General features: G+C 64.1%; 15 protein-coding genes and 1 tRNA gene. 6 read left to right on the forward strand and 10 right to left on the reverse strand.

Features of this window, described 5'->3' with window-relative positions; genetic code table 11:
* Positions 1 to 47 precede the first annotated feature (47 nt).
* Both EB230_RS08730 and gluQRS read right to left on the reverse strand, forming a co-directional pair.
* Complete coding sequence (locus EB230_RS08730) at positions 48 to 953, reverse strand: DMT family transporter (RefSeq protein WP_172372069.1); 906 nt, start codon at positions 951 to 953, stop codon at positions 48 to 50.
* A gap of 145 nt (positions 954 to 1,098) precedes the next feature.
* On the reverse strand, positions 1,099 to 1,974 hold the full coding sequence (gluQRS, locus tag EB230_RS08735) for a tRNA glutamyl-Q(34) synthetase GluQRS (protein WP_172372071.1): 876 nt from the start codon (positions 1,972 to 1,974) through the stop codon (positions 1,099 to 1,101).
* A 75-nt stretch (positions 1,975 to 2,049) separates the two neighbouring features.
* Here gluQRS and EB230_RS08740 point away from each other — a divergent pair, with 75 nt between their 5' ends.
* The gene (locus EB230_RS08740) at positions 2,050 to 2,691 is read left to right on the forward strand and encodes a DNA-3-methyladenine glycosylase (RefSeq protein ID WP_172372074.1); all 642 of its coding nucleotides are present in this window, start codon (positions 2,050 to 2,052) and stop codon (positions 2,689 to 2,691) included.
* A 128-nt stretch (positions 2,692 to 2,819) separates the two neighbouring features.
* Complete coding sequence (locus tag EB230_RS08745; RefSeq protein WP_008874122.1) at positions 2,820 to 3,377, forward strand: HNH endonuclease; 558 nt, start codon at positions 2,820 to 2,822, stop codon at positions 3,375 to 3,377.
* Positions 3,378 to 3,566: 189 nt separating this feature from the next.
* Here EB230_RS08745 and EB230_RS08750 read toward each other — a convergent pair whose 3' ends face one another.
* From EB230_RS08750 to EB230_RS08760, 3 genes are all read right to left on the reverse strand, one after another.
* Complete coding sequence (locus tag EB230_RS08750; RefSeq protein WP_172372076.1) at positions 3,567 to 4,085, reverse strand: disulfide bond formation protein B; 519 nt, start codon at positions 4,083 to 4,085, stop codon at positions 3,567 to 3,569.
* A 78-nt stretch (positions 4,086 to 4,163) separates the two neighbouring features.
* Positions 4,164 to 4,751, reverse strand: coding sequence for a YqaA family protein (locus EB230_RS08755; protein WP_056576186.1), 588 nt, complete (start codon positions 4,749 to 4,751; stop codon positions 4,164 to 4,166).
* A 90-nt stretch (positions 4,752 to 4,841) separates the two neighbouring features.
* On the reverse strand, positions 4,842 to 5,003 hold the full coding sequence (locus EB230_RS08760) for a hypothetical protein (protein ID WP_155772508.1): 162 nt from the start codon (positions 5,001 to 5,003) through the stop codon (positions 4,842 to 4,844).
* Positions 5,004 to 5,021: 18 nt separating this feature from the next.
* On the opposite strand from EB230_RS08760, the gene EB230_RS08765 reads away from it, so the two are divergent.
* A tRNA-Leu gene (locus EB230_RS08765) sits at positions 5,022 to 5,106 on the forward strand.
* A gap of 115 nt (positions 5,107 to 5,221) precedes the next feature.
* On the opposite strand, the gene EB230_RS08770 is transcribed toward EB230_RS08765, so the two are convergent.
* The 4 genes from EB230_RS08770 to secA form a co-directional block, all read right to left on the reverse strand.
* The gene (locus tag EB230_RS08770) at positions 5,222 to 5,896 is read right to left on the reverse strand and encodes a hypothetical protein (protein ID WP_172372078.1); all 675 of its coding nucleotides are present in this window, start codon (positions 5,894 to 5,896) and stop codon (positions 5,222 to 5,224) included.
* 345 nt (positions 5,897 to 6,241) lie between these two features.
* Positions 6,242 to 7,522 (reverse strand): GNAT family N-acetyltransferase, encoded by a 1,281-nt coding sequence (locus EB230_RS08775; protein ID WP_056576193.1) that lies wholly within the window; start codon positions 7,520 to 7,522, stop codon positions 6,242 to 6,244.
* Positions 7,522 to 8,922 carry a lipopolysaccharide biosynthesis protein gene (locus tag EB230_RS08780; RefSeq protein ID WP_172372080.1) on the reverse strand — a complete coding sequence of 467 codons (1,401 nt, stop codon included), beginning with the start codon at positions 8,920 to 8,922 and terminating at the stop codon, positions 7,522 to 7,524. Before EB230_RS08780 ends, EB230_RS08775 begins: the two co-directional genes overlap by 1 nt.
* A gap of 322 nt (positions 8,923 to 9,244) precedes the next feature.
* Positions 9,245 to 11,977, reverse strand: a complete 2,733-nt coding sequence (secA, locus tag EB230_RS08785) for a preprotein translocase subunit SecA (protein WP_056576198.1) — start codon at positions 11,975 to 11,977, stop codon at positions 9,245 to 9,247.
* Between the two features lie 262 nt (positions 11,978 to 12,239).
* Here secA and EB230_RS08790 point away from each other — a divergent pair, with 262 nt between their 5' ends.
* Entirely contained in the window at positions 12,240 to 13,151 is a 912-nt protein-coding gene (locus EB230_RS08790; RefSeq protein ID WP_056576201.1) for a peptidylprolyl isomerase, read from the forward strand.
* 74 nt (positions 13,152 to 13,225) lie between these two features.
* Here the strand turns inward: EB230_RS08790 and EB230_RS08795 are convergent, their stop codons facing one another.
* Positions 13,226 to 13,825: a TetR/AcrR family transcriptional regulator gene (locus EB230_RS08795; protein WP_056576204.1), complete on the reverse strand. Its 600-nt coding sequence runs from the start codon at positions 13,823 to 13,825 to the stop codon at positions 13,226 to 13,228.
* Between the two features lie 275 nt (positions 13,826 to 14,100).
* Between EB230_RS08795 and EB230_RS08800 the strand changes: the two genes are divergently transcribed.
* Positions 14,101 to 15,318: an MFS transporter gene (locus tag EB230_RS08800; protein WP_056576594.1), complete on the forward strand. Its 1,218-nt coding sequence runs from the start codon at positions 14,101 to 14,103 to the stop codon at positions 15,316 to 15,318.
* 277 nt (positions 15,319 to 15,595) lie between these two features.
* The gene (argJ, locus tag EB230_RS08805) at positions 15,596 to 16,837 is read left to right on the forward strand and encodes a bifunctional glutamate N-acetyltransferase/amino-acid acetyltransferase ArgJ (RefSeq protein WP_056576207.1); all 1,242 of its coding nucleotides are present in this window, start codon (positions 15,596 to 15,598) and stop codon (positions 16,835 to 16,837) included.
* Positions 16,838 to 16,846 lie beyond the last annotated feature (9 nt).

The raw sequence follows: 16,846 nt of genomic DNA on the forward strand, positions 1-16,846 counted from the left end.
GAGGAAGTGAAGAAAAGTGGCCATATCCGGCGTGGCGTGCTTCTTCCTCAATTCCTCAATTCCTCCCTTGCCTGCAATCTTCCCCTGGTCTGCCGCGCCGTTGCCAGGCCAACGCCGAAAGTCGTGATGGCCATGCCGACGATCTGCAGCGCGTTGAGCTGCTCGTCGAACAACGCCCAGGCGATGACCGCCGTTACCGCCGGGACGAGGTAGAACAGCGAGGCGACCTTCGACATCTCGCCGTCGCGGATCATCACCATCAACAGGAAGATGGCGCCGAGCGACAGCACCAGTACGAGCCAGGCCATGGCGAAGATCAGTTCGCCGTTGATGACGACGGTGTGCGTCTCGAAAGCAAGCGCGGCGAGGATCATCAGCGAGGCGCCGCCGACATATTGCCACATGGTGGCGGCCACGAGGTCGCCGCCGGAAGCGAAACGCTTCTGCCAGATGGTGCCGGCGCTCATGCCGAGCACCGAGACCAACGAGGCGGTCAGGGTCGCGGCGGTGACGCCGCCGCCAAGCGCCCCAAGTTTTGGCCACAGCACGATGACGATGCCGATCAGGCCAATGCCCAGGCCAAGCCAGTGGCGCGGCAGGATTGCCTCGCCGAGGAACTTGCCGGCAAGCACTGCCGTGATCAGCGGTTGCAGGCCGACGATCAGGGCTGAAAACCCTGCCGGCATGCCCCTGTGGATGGCCCAGAAGACGGCGCCGAGATAGACGCCATGCATGAGCACGCCGGCGCCGGTGGCGTGCAGCGCCTCCTTGCGGGTGGCTCGCTTCGAGCCCAGCACCGGCATCAGGGTAGCCAGCAGGATGGCGGCGATGACGAAACGCGCGGCGAGGAAGGTGAACGGCTCCGCCCATGGCATGGCGTAGCGCGCGCCGATGAAGCCGGTCGCCCACAGGACGACGAAGGTGGCGGGGATGAACCGCTTGATGCTGTGCATTTTCCGGAGACCGCCGCAGAGAGTTGACCGTGGCGATGCTCTAGTCCCGTTCAACGCAGCGCGCAAAACGAAACGATTGATCCATGCATCACGGGAATTCAATCGGCGGCGCGTCCGGCATGCGGTTCTCCCGACCTCGTGGAGGTCAAAGTCCGATCATCCGCCTGATGTCGTCAGGTGTCGCGCCGGCCCCGCGCAGCTTGGCAAGGCCGGTGTCGCCAAGGCTCTTCGACAGTTTTCGCCCGTCCGGCCCGAGGATGAGCCGATGGTGGAAATAGGCGGGTTGCGGCAGCACGAGCAATTCCTGCAGCAGGCGCTGCACGCCGGTGGCGGAAAACAGGTCCTGGCCGCGCACGACATGGCTGACGCGTTGCAGGGCGTCGTCGACAATGACGGCGAGGTGGTAGCTGGTCGGGATGTCGCGCCGTGCCACGATCACGTCGCCCCAATCCTGTGGACGGGCCTCGACAGGGCGCGTCGCGGATAACGTCTCATCGGTGAATTCGGTCCAGGCGAGATCCCTGCCGACACGCGCCATGGCGGCGCCGACATCCAGCCGCCAGGCAAAAGGCTCGTTGCCGGCGATGCGCCGTTTGCGTTCTTTCACCGGCAGCGCCTTGTCTGCTGGGGGATAGAGCGGCACGCCATCGGGATCGCGCGGCCAGTCACGCCCGCGCCTTTCGCTATCGGCGATGAAGGCCCTGATGTCGCCTCGGCTCATGAAGGCGGGATAGACGAGTTCTTCACGGATCAGCCGGTCAAGCACCGCCCGATACTCCGCGAAATGCTCGGACTGGCGGCGCACCGGCTCTTCCCAGCCAAGCCCCAGCCATTTCAGATCGGCAAGCACGCCCGCCTCGAATTGCGGCGTGCAGCGCGTGGTGTCGATATCCTCGATGCGCAGCAGCAGGCGGCCGCCGCTGGCGTTTGCGAGCTTGTGGTTGAGCAGCGCCGAATAGGCATGGCCGAGATGCAGTTCGCCGTTGGGGCTGGGCGCGAAGCGGAATGTCAGGAGCGTCATGTCTGTGGCGGCAATCGGGTTGTGCTGCTGTTTCGGCGGTTGCTACCTTGCGGCACATTCCAGGACAAGGAAACCATGCAACGCATTGCCACACTGGACGACATTGCCCGCGGGCTCGATGCGCTTTGCATCATCGACCCGCGCCTGGAAAAGGTGCGAGGCATGGCCGGCGAGGTGCCGCTCAGGCTTTCGGAGCCGGGGTTCAGGAGCCTGGCCTCGATCATCGTCTCGCAACAGGTCTCCCGGGCGAGCGCCGATGCGATCTTCGGCCGGCTGACCAGGCTCGTCGATCCGCTGACGCCGCAGGCGATCCTGGCCGCCGGCGAGGACATGTTTCGCGAGGCCGGCCTGTCGCGGCCCAAGCAGCGCGGACTGATCGCGGTTGCCCAGGCCGTGGCCGACGGGCTCGACCTCAATCACCTCTGTTCGCTCGACGCGGCCGATGCGATCACGGCGATGACCGCGGTGCCCGGCATCGGTCCCTGGACGGCGCAAGTGTACCTTCTGTTTGCCGCCGGGCACCCCGACATCTTTCCCGCGCGCGATGTCGCGCTGCAAACGGCGGTCGGCCACGCGCTCGGCATCGACCCGCGTCCGCCGGAGAAAACATTGATCGCATTGGCCGAATCATGGAGCCCGTGGCGAGGTGTCGCATCGCGGCTTTTCTGGTCCTATTATCGCGAAACCAGGGGCAGGGACGCCGCGCCGTCATCCTGAATCCGCAAAAAAGCATAAAAATCGGGGGTTTTTGACGCTTTGGGCAAGCGACAATCCGCTTCACATCCCTGTCATGTCGGGCTTACAGTATCCGCGCCGTTCGGGTCTAGAACCAAGGAGGTAAACACGTGACGGTCGCCGTATCTCCGGATGGGCTTCCAGCACTGGTGCTGAATGCGGATTACCGTCCGCTCAGCTATTACCCCTTGTCGCTCTGGTCCTGGCAGGATGCCATCAAGGCGGTGTTCCTCGACCGGGTGAACATCGTCGCCGAATACGAGCATGCGGTGTCTTCGCCGACCTTCTCCATGAAGCTGCCGAGCGTGGTCAGCCTGAAGGCCTATGTGAAGCCGTCCAGGCATCCGGCCTTCACCCGCTTCAATGTGTTCCTGCGCGATCGCTTCCAATGCCAGTATTGCGGCACACCCGAGGATCTGACCTTCGACCATGTCATCCCGCGCCATCGCGGCGGCGCGACGACCTGGGAGAATGTCGTCGCCGCCTGTTCGCCCTGCAACCTCAGGAAGGGCGGCATGATGCCGGCGCACGCCAAGATGTGGCCGCTGCAGAAGCCTTACCAGCCGACGGTGCACGACCTGCACAACAACGGCCGCCTGTTCCCGCCGAACCATCTGCATGAAAGCTGGATGGATTATCTCTACTGGGATGTCGAACTCGAACCATAGAGTTCGGCAGAAATCCGCCATGCTGGCCGCTTGACGCAGCTTTCTGTGCTTCCCCGTTCTACTGCGTCGCAGTTGGACTTTGCTCACGTACCTAAGTACGCTCCGCTCCGGTTCTCGAAAGCCGCGCCATTCGACTCAGCCTGCCGAATTTTGCTCGAACCATGCGCCGTGGGGCACAATCGAATTTGATCAGTCGCGGGCCAGCGCACCCCGGAAGGCGACAGCGGCCAAGACGAGGCTGACGATGGCATTCCAACCGGCCAGCGACAGGCCGAGGATGCGCAAAGCCGCCTTGTCGCAGGAGGGCGGCACGAATTTGTCGAGCGCGTCGAGCACGCCCTTGCCGCCGGTGTCGACCGGGCCGGCGCCCGCCGTGCAGTCGGTCGGGCCGGCCCACCACTGCCATTCGACGCCGGAATGGTAGACGCCGAGATAGAGGCCGTAGAGCATCAGGAGACCGCCAATGCCCAGCAGGCCGCGCGTCAGCCAGGCGGGCGCGCGCAGCATCGATGCGATCACCGCCAGCACCATCAGCGGGACGCCGATATAGTAGGGGGTGCGCTGTTCCAGGCAGAGATGGCAGGGGATGTAGCCGCCAATATACTGGAAGCCGAGCGCCGAGCCGACGGTCGCGGCCATGGCGACGGCGAGAAACAGGGCGGTCCGCGTCCGCTGGCGTGCGGTATCGATATTCATGGTCGCTGTCATGGGCTTTCGTCCGTTGTGTTCGCCACCCGCCGGTCCGCTTGCTCCTCAAAACCGTCACCCGGTTTTGAGACCGGGGCCTCAGAGCGCGTATTTGATCAGGATATAGAGCAAAATCAGGGCAGCCGCGGCAGCGCCGACGATCAGGCCAAGGCGCTTTTCGATGAACTCGCGGATCGACTCGCCGTAGCGGCGCAACAACCAGGCCAGCAGCAGGAAACGGGCGCCGCGCGCCACGATGGCCAGCACGATGAACAGCGCCAGATTGACGCCGATGACGCCGGACAGGATCGTCACCACCTTGATCGGCGGCAGGTGCGCCGCGCCCGAGGTGATCAGCATCAGGATGATGAAGCCGATGCCCGACGAGGTGCGCAGTTGCTCGAATTCATCATACTTGCCGTAGAATTCGAGGATCGGCCGTGCCACCGCCTCATAGGCGTAGTGGCCGATGAACCAGCCGGCAATGCCGCCCAGCACCGAGGCGGCGGTGGCGATCAGCGCATAGCGATAAGCACGATCCGGGCGCGACAGCGCCATCGGCAGATAGAGCACATCGGCCGGCACCAGGAACACAGAGCTTTCGACGAAAGCGATGAAGGCCAGCCACCATTCCGCGGATTTGCGGGCCGCCAGCGACAAGGTCCAATCGTACAGTCCGCGAAGCATCGGCTCTCCTAATGCATGGTCCATAATGCGCAGCCGCCCGGGGACAATGGCAGGGACGAAACAGGGGCCCAGGCTTGCGCGTCGGTGCCTTCAGACCCGCCACGCTTCATGCGCCGCCTGTCTAGAAAGATTTTCCGCGCCGCACAATGGCAGCGCCGCCATGAAATCGAAAGGCGCAGTTGGTCGCATCCGGGGACAGCTGAGAATTGGCCAGTTGACGAACAGGCCTCCGACCGTATAGTCCGCGCCCATCCAGGCTCTCCGGCCTGAGCCCCTATGGCGGAATTGGTAGACGCGCTCGACTCAAAATCGAGTTCCGCAAGGAGTGCTGGTTCGATCCCGGCTAGGGGCACCATTCCATGTTCAGACCTGATCGTGTTGCTCGCCTGCCCATGGTGCGGGGCAAAACCCACCGGCAGATTGAGGGCGCAGGCCAGCTTCAGTGCCAGCCTGCGCCCTCTCCAGTCCGCTCAGAGCGAATGCTTATAGCCGATCGCGATATTCCATTTGTCGCCCGCGAGATCGTTGTAGGGGGCTGAAGTGGTGTCGGTCTTCTTCCAGGAATAGCCAACGCTGGCATAGACCGCGTTGGTGGAGTCGATGCTGTAGGTCAATCCGGTGGCCAGCTTTGGCGTTTCCCAGGTGGTGTTGAAGGCATTGCGGTAGCGGAAGTTGAAGACGTTCCAGGTCCATTGCTTGGAGACCTTCCAATCGCCCGCGATATACAGGGCGTAGTAAGGAACATTCGCATTGGCATCCGCATCCTTGATAATGCCCGTATCGTGCCAGGTGTAGCCGAGCCCCAGGCTGGGGGTCAGGGTGAAGGCATCCGTGACCTTGATTTTGTAGCCGAGGCTGGCTTCGGCGTAGTACTGGGATTTTCCACCGGTCTTGAAGGTGGGCTGGATAAAGATGCCACCGACGAAATTGTTGTCGAAATTGTGCGAAACGCTGAGCTTGAAATAGGTGTCGGCAAGCGACCGGGCGGTGTTGCTGCCATTGTTGATGGCGTAGAATTCCGGGCTCCCCTCTATTCCAATCGTCCAGGTCGGCGCTGCCGGTGGCGGGGCTTCGACCAGATCAGCCGCAAAGGCTGATGTGGCCATGGACAAGCAAACGCCCAATGGGGCGACGATGGTGCGCAAAAGCATGGTCTTTCCTCGAGATGTGGCGGCGCATCTGATAGAGCGGCGCGTTGGGATGTGGCGGCGATTTAGCTAGGCGCGCGCCATTACAGTTATGTGACGGTGTGCCGTTCGTGTGGACGTGTTTGGCCGTACAGCTCTCGGCAGGATCTCGGCGATGCAGATTGGCCACACCGGCGAGACGGCGGCGGCACGCTCAAACCGGCCGGTTGCGCGGCGGCCGGCCAGCCATCCAGCCGATGGCCAGAAGGGTGATCCGGTCCCCGAATAGATATTTGAGCAGGATCAAGAGGCCGATCAACAAGGCCATCCAAAGGCCGGGTTGTCGCAAACCGGGGCCGGCATTCAGCGCCGTCTCAACAGGCTCTTCATACGGTTGCGCAGCAGGCGCGCCATGTTGCGGGTCTCGCGGTAGAGATGCAGTTGCGAGGCGGCCTGGCGGGCGAGGCGGTCGGCGTCCGTGGTCAGCCCGATCACCAGCGTGCCGATCGGCTTGCGCTCGCTCCACAGCCTGCTCATCACCGGATGGTCGGGCACCGCGCAGGAATCGGTCATCATGATGTTGGGATCGTCGAGGTGCTGCCGGGTGACCTCGATCATCAGCAGCGTGCCCGGCGAATAGGCTGCCAGCGTCTCGTCATAGGCCGTCTTCCAGGTATAGGCGACGCCGGCTTCGACGAAGACGATCAGGCAGGCGATGGTGCGGCCGTCGAGCGTCAGCGAATGGATGCGGCACATGTCCTGTTCGGCGAGCCGGTGCACGGCCTCGCGGGCGAAGGCGGCGCGGAAGCGGTCGATCGCCATGGCGGTGCGCTCGCGGCCCTTCCAGCCGGACGCTTCCAGCGTCAGGAAGCTTTCTATGGCGTGGCGGATTTCCTCGGGGCCGCGCGCCACCACATGCTCCAGCCTGCCGAGGTCGGCAAGGCGCCGCTTCAGGCGGCGGAACTCGCGATAATGGTGCGAGCGCAGCGATGCCTTCAGATAGTCGTCGCCGTCGAGCTGGCTCTCCAGCACCGGGCGCAGGGTCTGGCCGGTGGTGACCAGCGTCAGGCCGCGCGTTTCGGCCACGGTGCCGAGCAGGCTCGCCACCGGGCCATCGAGCCTGATGTCGGGGAGCACGAAGACTTTCGGCAGTTTGAGATGCGGGCGCGACAGCATAGAGAAGAAGTCCTCGACGACGCCGACCGGATCGTCGCGGTCGACCAGCGGCGTGCCGAGCGGACCGAAGGGGCTCGACCAGGTACGCAACACCGGAACGCCGAGCGGAACCACCGGGCGCTCCACCGAGATCGGCACCAGGAGGCGCAGCCGGTTGCGGTATTCGTCGCCGTCGCGGATCACGGCCAGCCGCACTTCGCGATCTTCCAGCCGGGGCATTGCGGGTGCCAGGAAGCGCGGGTTGAAGAAAACGTTCGGCTCGATCGTGCGGGCGCAGAGATAGTCCAGTTCCTCGACCAGGTCGAAACCGGCCGATGCCGGATAGATGGCAAGCTTGCGCTCGGGCCGGTTGTTGGCGAAGATCTCGATATGGGCGGGGTCGGGGTCGCGCGCCAGCCCGGCAAGGCCGGACACCATGGCGCCGGCGGTGCCGCCGCTGGTTTCCTCGAGCAACGGGATGGCGGCCATCAGGCGGCTCCTTTGGCTGGCGCGAAGATCGCCATGACGATGCCGAGCTTGCGCCACACCGTGAAGGACAGCGCGCTGGCCTCGAAGATCATGGCAAAGGCGGTGGCCATGGCCGCGCCCCACAGACCGAAATGCGGGATCAGCATCACGTTGAGACCGATGTTGAAGGCCAGTGTCATGGCATAGACGGCGGCGCAGATGTTCTGGTTGCCGCTCATTGTGAGCAGGCTCTCGCAGGGACCGACGGCGGCGCGCGCCACGACGCCGAAGACGAGCAGGAACAGAAGCGGATAGCCCGACGTGAATTCGGGGCCAAACAGCACCAGCATGGGTTTGCCCAGCGCCAGCACCAGCAGCGCCATCAGCAGCGAGGGCCAGAAGGTCCACGACACGGTCTCGCGAGCGAAGGCCGCGAGCTTTTCCGGATCGCCATGGGTGAATTGCGCATAGCGCTGGGCAACGCCGGCCTTGACCGCGAAATAGACGAAATGCACCAGCGCCAGCGTCTTGACCGTGGCGAAATAGACGGCGACGTCGTTGGGATCCATATAGGCGCCGACCATCAGCACGTCGGCATTGGTGAGCAGGAAGAAGAAGCTTTCGACCAGGAAGATCGGCAGCGAGACGACGAACCATTGCGCGAAATGCACCTTCATGGGTCCGGCCGGGATCTGCCTTTCCATGCGGTGGGTGACACCGATGAGCTGAGCGAGCGTGGTGACGTAGGTGGCGGCAATGGAGGCGAAAATCGCCGTCCTGGCATCAGCGGCGTAGCCGGCGAAAAGCATCAGCGCCATGAACAGCAGGATCAGCACCGGCCTTATCAGATAGGTCGGCGACAGGGCGAAAAGCGCCCAGCTGTTCGCCCTGGCCTGGCCTTGCAACAGATCCGACACCGCGATCATCGGCAGGCAGAAGGCGCCGAGGATGAACGGTATCACGTAGTAGTTTTCGATCCAGGGCGCCGCCAGCCAGACGGTGAGCGCGCCTAGCCCGGCGATGATCGTCGAGGCGATCAGCACGAACAGCCGGCTGGCCACCACGATGCCGCGCAGTTCGTCCATCATGCCGCGCTCGCGGTATTCGGGGATGAAGCGGATGACCGAGGTATGGAAGCCGAGGCAGGCGAGGTTGCCGACGATGACCATCGTCACCCAGACAAGCACGAAGATGCCGTATTCGAACGAGCCCATCCAGCGCGCCATCAGCACCTGGCTGATGAAGGCGATGACGGCGCTCACGATGCGGATGGAGAAGGCGATGACCGACATGCGGCCGGCCTCGCCGCGTTCATCGGCGGTGAACAGCACGGCGTCGATGCGGCCGAGCAGCGGCTCCACGCGCAGCGCCAAACGCTGCGGCAAGAACCGCCCGGCAGTCGTGGCCGCGGAAAAGCGCACCCCGATCTCTCTCCGTTTTCCGCCTCTTTTTCAGGTTTTGGTGTAGCGGAGACACATTAAGAAACGGTTGGGTGGGTTCTCCCTTCGCCCCGTTTACGGGGAGAAGGTGCCGGCAGGCGGATGAGGGGCAGCGCCGGCTTTCGGCAATTTTGCACCGATAGGGAAGAGGAAGAAGAGCTATCTGCGGACGAAGCGACTTTGTGGGGCGAGCGTCTCATCGCTTTTGGTCGGAGACACGCGAAAATCATGAAACTCAGCGCCCCTCATCCGCCCTTCGGGCACCTTCTCCCCGTGAAACGGGGAGAAGGAAGAAGCGGCGTCCTTACGCAAACGCCCCATGGCAGTGCTTGTACTTCTTGCCGGAGCCACAGGGGCAGGCTTCGTTGCGGCCGACCTTGCCCCAGGTCGCCTGGTTGTTCGGATCGCGGTCCTCGGGGGCGACGACGGCGTTCTGCTCCTGGCGCACCAGAAGGGCCGTCTCGCCGTCGCCAAAATCGTTCTCGCCGGTGGTGCCGTCGATATGCGAGCCGAACATGTCGGGTGCTTCCGGCGGCGGAGCCTCGGCGGCTTGGCGGACCAGTTCGACGCGCATCAGCTGCGCGGTGACGGCCTGGCGCAAATTGCCGAGCATTGCCTGGAACAGCTCGAATGCCTCGCTCTTGTACTCCTGCAGCGGATCGCGCTGGGCGTAGCCGCGGAAGCCGACCACCGAGCGCAGATGGTCGAGATTGACGATGTGCTCGCGCCACAGATGGTCGAGCGTCTGCAGCACCACCGAGCGCTCGACGTAATTCATCACTTCAGGCCCGAAACGCTCGGCGCGCTCCTTGGCGGCGGCGTCGGCGGCTTGCGTGATGCGCTCGCGGATGTCGTCCTCGGCGATGCCTTCTTCCTTGGCCCACTCCTCGACCGGCAGGTCGAGATTGAGGAATTCGGCGACCTCGGCCTTCAGGCCCGCGACATCCCACTGCTCGGCATAGGCGTTTTCGGGAATCGCCTTGGCGACGATCTCGTCGATGACGCCCTCGCGCATCTCGGCAATGGTTTCCGAGAGGCCTTCGCCGTCCATCAGCTCGATGCGCTGCTCGAACACCACCTTGCGCTGGTCGTTCGAGACGTCGTCATACTTCAACAGGTTCTTGCGGATGTCGAAGTTGCGCGCCTCGACCTTCTTCTGCGCCTTTTCCAGCGCCTTGTTGATCCAGGGATGGATGATCGCCTCGTCTTCCTTGAGGCCGAGCTTCTGCAGCATGCCGTCCATGCGCTCGGAGCCGAAGATGCGCATCAGGTCGTCCTGCAGCGACAGGAAGAATTTCGAACGGCCGGGGTCGCCCTGGCGGCCGGAGCGGCCGCGCAACTGGTTGTCGATGCGGCGCGATTCATGGCGCTCGGTGGCCAGCACATAGAGGCCGCCGGCGGCCAGCGCCTTTTCCTTCAGGCGCTCGACATCGGCGTGGATTTCCTTTTCCCGCGCCTCGCGCTCGGGACCCGCAGGCATGTCGCCCAATTCTTCCTCGATGCGCATCTCGGCATTGCCGCCGAGCTTGATGTCGGTGCCGCGGCCGGCCATGTTGGTGGCGATGGTGATGGCGCCGGGCTTGCCGGCCTGGGCGACGATCGCCGCCTCGCGCTCGTGATGGCGGGCGTTCAGCACCTCGAAATCCTTGAAACCTTCCTTGCGCAGGCGGTCGGCCAGCTGCTCGGACTTCTCGATCGAGGTCGTGCCGACCAGGGTCGGCTGACCCTTGGCGCTGGCTTCGCGGATCTCCTTGACGATCGCCTTGTACTTCTCCTCGACCGTCCGGTAGACCTCGTCGTCCTCATCCTTGCGGATGACCGGCAGGTTGGTCGGGATCTCGGTGACTTCGAGACCGTAGATGTTGCCGAATTCCTCGGCCTCGGTCAGCGCCGTGCCGGTCATGCCGGAAAGCTTCTTGTAGAGGCGGAAGTAGTTCTGGAAGGTGACGGAGGCGAGCGTCTGGTTCTCCGGCTGGATCGCCACATGCTCCTTGGCTTCCAGCGCCTGATGCAGGCCTTCCGAATAGCGGCGGCCGGGCATCATGCGGCCGGTGAACTCGTCGATGATGACGATCTCGCCGTTGCGCACGATATAGTCCTTGTCCTTCTGGAACAGCCGATGCGCTTTCAGCGCGTTGTTGACGTGGTGAACGATAGCGACGTTCTCGACGTCATAGAGCGACTCGCCTTTCAACAGGCCGGCGTCGCGCAGCAGGTTCTCCAGCTTCTCGGTGCCTTCCTCGGTGAAGATCGAGGTCTTCTGCTTTTCGTCGATCTCATAATCCTGCGGCTGCAGCTGGATGATGAAGGTGTCGATCGTGTTGTACATTTCCGAACGGTCTTCGAGCGGACCGGAAATGATCAGCGGCGTGCGCGCCTCGTCGACCAGGATGGAATCGACTTCGTCGACGATCGCGTAATTGTGGCCGCGCTGCACCATCTGGGCGCGCTCATACTTCATGTTGTCGCGCAGATAGTCGAAGCCGAGTTCGTTGTTGGTGGCGTAGGTGACGTCGGCAGCGTAGGCGGTGCTGCGTTCCTCGTCGGACAGGCCATGGACGATGACGCCGACCGAGAGGCCGAGGAATTTGTAGACGCGCCCCATCCATTCGGAGTCGCGCGTGGCGAGATAGTCGTTGACGGTGACGACGTGGACGCCCTTGCCGGCGAGCGCATTGAGGTAGACCGGCAACGTCGCCACCAAGGTCTTGCCCTCGCCGGTGCGCATCTCGGCGATGCCGCCATTGTGAAGCACCATGCCGCCGATCAGCTGGACGTCGAAGGGGCGCATGCCGAGCACGCGGCGCGCCGCCTCACGCGCGGTCGCGAAGGCCGGGACCAGCAGGTCGTCAAGGCTGGCGCCATTGGCGATATCCTGGCGGAATTTCTCCGTTCGGCCGGCAAGCTCGGCATCGGAGAGCGCCCGCATCTCGTTTTCCATGGCGTTGATCGCCTCGACGCGGGGCCGGGTTGATTTGACCCGACGGTCGTTGGAGGAACCGAAAACCTTACGGGCGAGACCGCCGAGACTGACCATCCAATGGTCCTTTCGATAGAATTCTCAATCTTGAGACAGGCGCCGGCCGGCCCCATCAAATCCGCGTGAACGCACCGCCTGAATGCGGGCAAACACAAAAAGCGCCCGGAAAACGGTTCTGGACGCCAAGTCGTTGGACAGATAAGAGGGGGCTCAACTGATGTCAACGCCGCGCTGGCCATGCCGGTCGCGCCAAATTCCGCCACAATCTGGCTGATCTGGAAGCCATCCCTCCTTACAATCCTTCACCGGAGTCATCCTTATGTCCTTGTTGTTCCGCCGTGCGTCGCTCGCCAGCCTTGGCTTGGCCTTCGGCTTGTCGGCTCTTTGCCTGTCGCCGCTGATGGCGCAGGAGACCGCTCCTGCTGCTCCGGCCGCACCCGCGGCGGCGCCGGTCGATCCGAACGCCGTGGTGGCCACGGTCAACGGCCAGGCCCTGACTGAAGCCGATCTGGTGCTTGCCGAAGGCGAGCTGTCGCAGCAATTCGCGCAGCTGCCGCCCGAACAGCGCCGCGCGGCGGCCCTTTCGGCGGCCATCGAGATTCGTGTCATGGCCGCCAAGGCCGTTACCGACGGTCTCGACAAGGATCCCGACTTCCAGCGCCGCATGGCCTTCCTGCAGCAGCGCGCGCTGCATGGCGAGATGGTCGAGAAGGGCGTCGTCGACAAGGTCACCGACGCCGAGGTCCGCGCCCGCTACGACCAGGAAATCGCCAACACGCCGCCGGCCAACGAGGTGCATGCCCGTCACATCCTTGTGAAGACGAAGGAAGAGGCCGAGGCGATCATCAAGCAGCTCGACGGCGGCGGCGATTTCCAGAAGCTCGCCAACGAGCACACCAGCGATCCCTCCGGCAAGTCCAATGGCGGCGACCTCGGCTGGTTCGGACCTGGCCAGATGGTGCCGGAATTCGACAAGGCGGCCTTCGCGCTCGATGTCGGAAAATACACCGAGCAGCCGGTGCAGACGCAGTTCGGCTGGCATGTCATCAAGCTCGAGGACAAGCGGGCCAAGCAGCCGCCGGCCTTCGACGAGGTGAAGGACCAGGCCAAGCAGGCGGTCATCCGCGACAAGTATTTCGCGCTGGTCAAGTCGCTGCGCGCCGATGCCAAGGTCGAGATCCCCGACGCCAAGCTGAAGCAGGCCGTCGATACGATGGAAGCCGGCAAGTAAGCCTGGACGGTTTTTCAAAGAGGGGCGCGGCAGCCAAGGGTTGCCGCGCCCTTTTTGTTGGTGCGCCGATGCCGTTATCCGCCGGGCGCAGCTATGCCTTGCAGGAGATAGCGGACCATCTTGTGTATCGTCGCCTCAGGCTCGTCGAGCCGGTTGGTCAAGAGATGCCGCCAGGCATAGGAAGCGACGAGGTCGGCGACCACGCCAGGGTCGATGTCGCTCGGGATTTCGCCCCTTGCCTTGGCGCGCTCGATGATCAGGCCGGTATGCGTGCGGCGCCCTCCGGCATAACCGGCGAGGGCCGCGGCCGCGGTTTCATCCGACTGCGCCTCGGCGATCAGCGACCTGAACACGCTGCCCGACGATGTCTCGCGCCAGTGCGCGAACAGATTGACCAGGAAGCCGACGAGATCCTCTTCCAGGCTTCCCGTATCGGGGACGTCGACGCGCTTCTGGCGCTGGTAGACTTCGAGCAGCAGGGCCGCCTTGCTCGGCCACCAGCGATAGATGGTCGGCTTGCCGGCGCGGGCGCGCCGCGCCACCGCCTCGATCGAGAACCCGGCATAACCGGCCTCGATCAGCACGGCCTCGGCGGCCTCCAGAATCGCCTCGGCGCTGTCGGGGTTGCGCCTGGCGCCAATCGATCTGCGTGCCGGATCGGCGATTTCGCTCATTGGCCGTTCCTCCTGAAGCGGTTCTCGTCTCTGCTGGAACAACAACCCGCCAGCAACTCTTTGCCTCACCACATTCTTGCTCGGACAGGAACCATCCGGAGCAAAAGCGCTCGTTTTCCTGTCCGCATTCGTGCGGACGCCAAATGAAGCCATTTGGCCGCAAAAAGCGCTGATGCCAAGATGTGCCACGCATCGAGATGTTCATACATCATCGCTTGACGAAACGGAACGGTTCGTTCTACCCATCGGAACGTTCCGTTCCGATGGGTATCGCCATGACGACCATTATCGCATCCGGCTCCGCGTCCGCCGAGACGACGATTTCGAGTTGGATGACCTTTCTGCTGGCAGCCGCCTGCGGTCTGATTGTCGCCAACATCTATTATGCACAACCGCTGATCGGCCCGATCGGCGCCGAACTTGGCCTGCCGCCACATGCGGCGGGCCTGATCGTTACGATGGCCCAGGTCGGCTACGGGGTGGGCCTGCTGTTCATCGTGCCGCTAGGCGACCTCATGGAGAACCGCGGGCTCGTGCTTGGCATACTCGCCATTGCAACGCTCGCCTTGCTGGGCGCGGCGATTTCGACGCAGCCAATGGCTTTTCTGGCCGCGATGCTGTTTGTCGGCCTCGGCTCGGTCGCGGTGCAGATGCTCATCCCCTATGCGGCGCACCTGGCGCCGGAAGCAAGGCGTGGCCGCGTGGTCGGCAATGTCTCGGTGGGATTGTTGCTGGGTATCATGCTGTCACGCCCGTTTTCCAGCTTCATCACAGCGCTGTCGTCCTGGCATGTGGTCTACTTCACCTCTTGCACCGTCATGATCCTGCTGGCCGTGGTGCTGCGGTTTGCGCTGCCCAGGCGCGAGCCGACGGCGCGTCTAAGCTACGGCGCGCTTTTGGCGTCCATGGTGCATATTGCGCGCACGACGCCGGTCCTGCGCCGTCGGGCTCTCTACCAGGCATTCCTTTTCGCGGCTTTCAGCCTGTTCTGGACGACGACGCCGCTGCTGCTGGGCGGTCCAGATTTCAACTTGACGCAGCGCGGCATCGGCTTGTTCGCTTTGGCCGGCGTCGCCGGCGCAATCGCCGCGCCGCTCGCCGGAAGAGCCGCCGACCGCGGATGGGGCCGGCCGGCCACCGCCTTCGCCATGCTGTGCGTCGCCGTCGCGTTTCTCGTAACCCACATCGCCCACACCGGCTCGACGCTTTCGTTGGCGCTGCTGATTGTCGCCGCCATCGTCCTCGACTTCGGCGTGCAGACCAACCTTGTCCTCGGTTATCGGGACCTGTTCGCGCTCGGCGCCGCACATCGCAGCCGTCTCAACGGGCTCTACATGGCGACGTTCTTCATCGCCGGCGCGATCGGCTCGGGCGTTGGCGGCTGGGCGTATGCGCAAGGCGGCTGGCCGCTGGTGTCCTGGATCGGGCTGGCACTGCCGATTGCAGGACTGCTCTGTTTCGCCACCGAATTCATGTCGCGCGAAAGCACGTGAATTCGCGCCGCGGATCAGCGCTCATTGCATGGCTTGCGAGGTTTCGGATTCGATGCGCCGTCCCTCCGCGGCCTTGACCAGCCCGAGCGTGACGCGCCCCCTGCCCATGGGCGCGCAATCATAGCGCCACTGGCGCCGGCGACGCCAACAGGTTTGAAATGCAGGCTTGATCCGGCGCGGTTGGCCGCCCCGGCAGGCGCGGCGAAAACGCCCTTGCGCCCGCGCGCCGTATCGGGCAAACCGGCCTTTCCTTGCGATTTTCCCGCCCGAGGTCTCCATGTCCACGACGATTTCGCCGCTCGCGCCGAAGAAGTACCCCAAGATGCCGGTCATCGAAGGGGTGCGCATCGCCACCGCCGAAGCGGGGATAAAGTACAAGAACCGCACCGATCTCCTGGCCATGGTGTTCGACGCCGGCACCACGGTCGCCGGCGTGTTCACCAAGTCGAAATGTCCCTCGGCGCCGGTCGATTTCTGCCGCCAGAACCTTGGCGCCGGCAAGGCGCGGGTGCTGGTGGTCAATTCCGGCAACGCCAACGCCTTCACCGGCAAGAAGGGCCGCGACTCCACCGCGCTGACCGGCGAGGCCGCGGCCAAGGCCGCCGGCTGCACGGCCGGTGAGGTGTTCCTGGCCTCGACCGGCGTCATCGGCGAGCCGCTCGACACGACCAAGTTCAGCCATCTGCTCGCCGGGCTGGTCAGCGATGGCAAGCCCGACCTGTGGACCGAGGCTGCAAAGGCCATCATGACCACGGACACCTATCCGAAGGTGGCGACGCAGACGATCAAGCTCGGCGACACCGAAGTCACCATCAACGGCATCTCCAAGGGCGCCGGCATGATCGCTCCCGACATGGCGACGATGCTGTCCTTCATCGCCACCGACGCGCCGATCGCGGCGCCGGTGCTGCAGGACCTGTTGTCGCGCGGCACGGCCAAGACCTTCAACGCGGTCACCGTCGACAGCGACACCTCGACCAGCGACACGCTGCTGATCTTCGCCACCGGCAAGGCCGCGAAGCGCGGCGCGCCTGAGATCACCGACCCGAAAGATGCGCGCCTGGGCCAGTTCCGCCGGGCGCTTGGCAAGGTGCTGAAGTCGCTGGCGCTGCAGGTGGTGCGCGACGGCGAGGGCGCGCGCAAGCAGGTCGAAGTCACCGTCACCGGTGCGAAATCGGCCCGCTCGGCCAAGCGCATCGCGCTGTCGATCGCCAATTCGCCCCTGGTCAAGACGGCAGTCGCCGGCGAGGACGCCAATTGGGGCCGCGTCGTGATGGCCGTCGGCAAGGCCGGCGAGCCCGCTGACCGCGACCGGCTGTCGATCTGGTTCGGCGACAACCGGCTGGCGCACGAGGGCGAGCGTGATCCGGCCTATTCGGAAGAAAAGACGTCCGCCTACATGAAGCGCGACGATATCCGCATCCGCGCCGATATCGGCATCGGCCGCGGCAAGGCAACGGTGTGGACCTGCGATCTCACCAAGGAATACGTTACCATCAATGGCGATTATCGGAGCTGACGGTTTTGG

The sequence above is a fragment of the Mesorhizobium sp. NZP2234 genome (genome assembly GCF_013170765.1).
Classification (GTDB): Bacteria; Pseudomonadota; Alphaproteobacteria; order Rhizobiales; family Rhizobiaceae; genus Mesorhizobium; species Mesorhizobium loti_D.

Bases quoted from the DNA above. Each gene is read 5' to 3' on its own strand.
- EB230_RS08750 (WP_172372076.1), bottom strand. From the start codon at position 4,085: ATGACAGCGACCATGAATATCGATACCGCACGCCAGCGGACGCGGACC.
- EB230_RS08740 (WP_172372074.1), top strand. From the start codon at position 2,050: ATGCAACGCATTGCCACACTGGACGACATTGCCCGCGGGCTCGATGCG.
- EB230_RS08800 (WP_056576594.1), top strand. From the start codon at position 14,101: ATGACGACCATTATCGCATCCGGCTCCGCGTCCGCCGAGACGACGATT.
- EB230_RS08755 (WP_056576186.1), bottom strand. From the start codon at position 4,751: ATGCTTCGCGGACTGTACGATTGGACCTTGTCGCTGGCGGCCCGCAAA.
- EB230_RS08795 (WP_056576204.1), bottom strand. From the start codon at position 13,825: ATGAGCGAAATCGCCGATCCGGCACGCAGATCGATTGGCGCCAGGCGC.
- EB230_RS08730 (WP_172372069.1), bottom strand. From the start codon at position 953: ATGCACAGCATCAAGCGGTTCATCCCCGCCACCTTCGTCGTCCTGTGG.
- argJ (WP_056576207.1), top strand. From the start codon at position 15,596: ATGTCCACGACGATTTCGCCGCTCGCGCCGAAGAAGTACCCCAAGATG.
- EB230_RS08760 (WP_155772508.1), bottom strand. From the start codon at position 5,003: ATGGGCGCGGACTATACGGTCGGAGGCCTGTTCGTCAACTGGCCAATT.
- gluQRS (WP_172372071.1), bottom strand. From the start codon at position 1,974: ATGACGCTCCTGACATTCCGCTTCGCGCCCAGCCCCAACGGCGAACTG.
- secA (WP_056576198.1), bottom strand. From the start codon at position 11,977: ATGGTCAGTCTCGGCGGTCTCGCCCGTAAGGTTTTCGGTTCCTCCAAC.
- EB230_RS08775 (WP_056576193.1), bottom strand. From the start codon at position 7,522: ATGGCCGCCATCCCGTTGCTCGAGGAAACCAGCGGCGGCACCGCCGGC.
- EB230_RS08790 (WP_056576201.1), top strand. From the start codon at position 12,240: ATGTCCTTGTTGTTCCGCCGTGCGTCGCTCGCCAGCCTTGGCTTGGCC.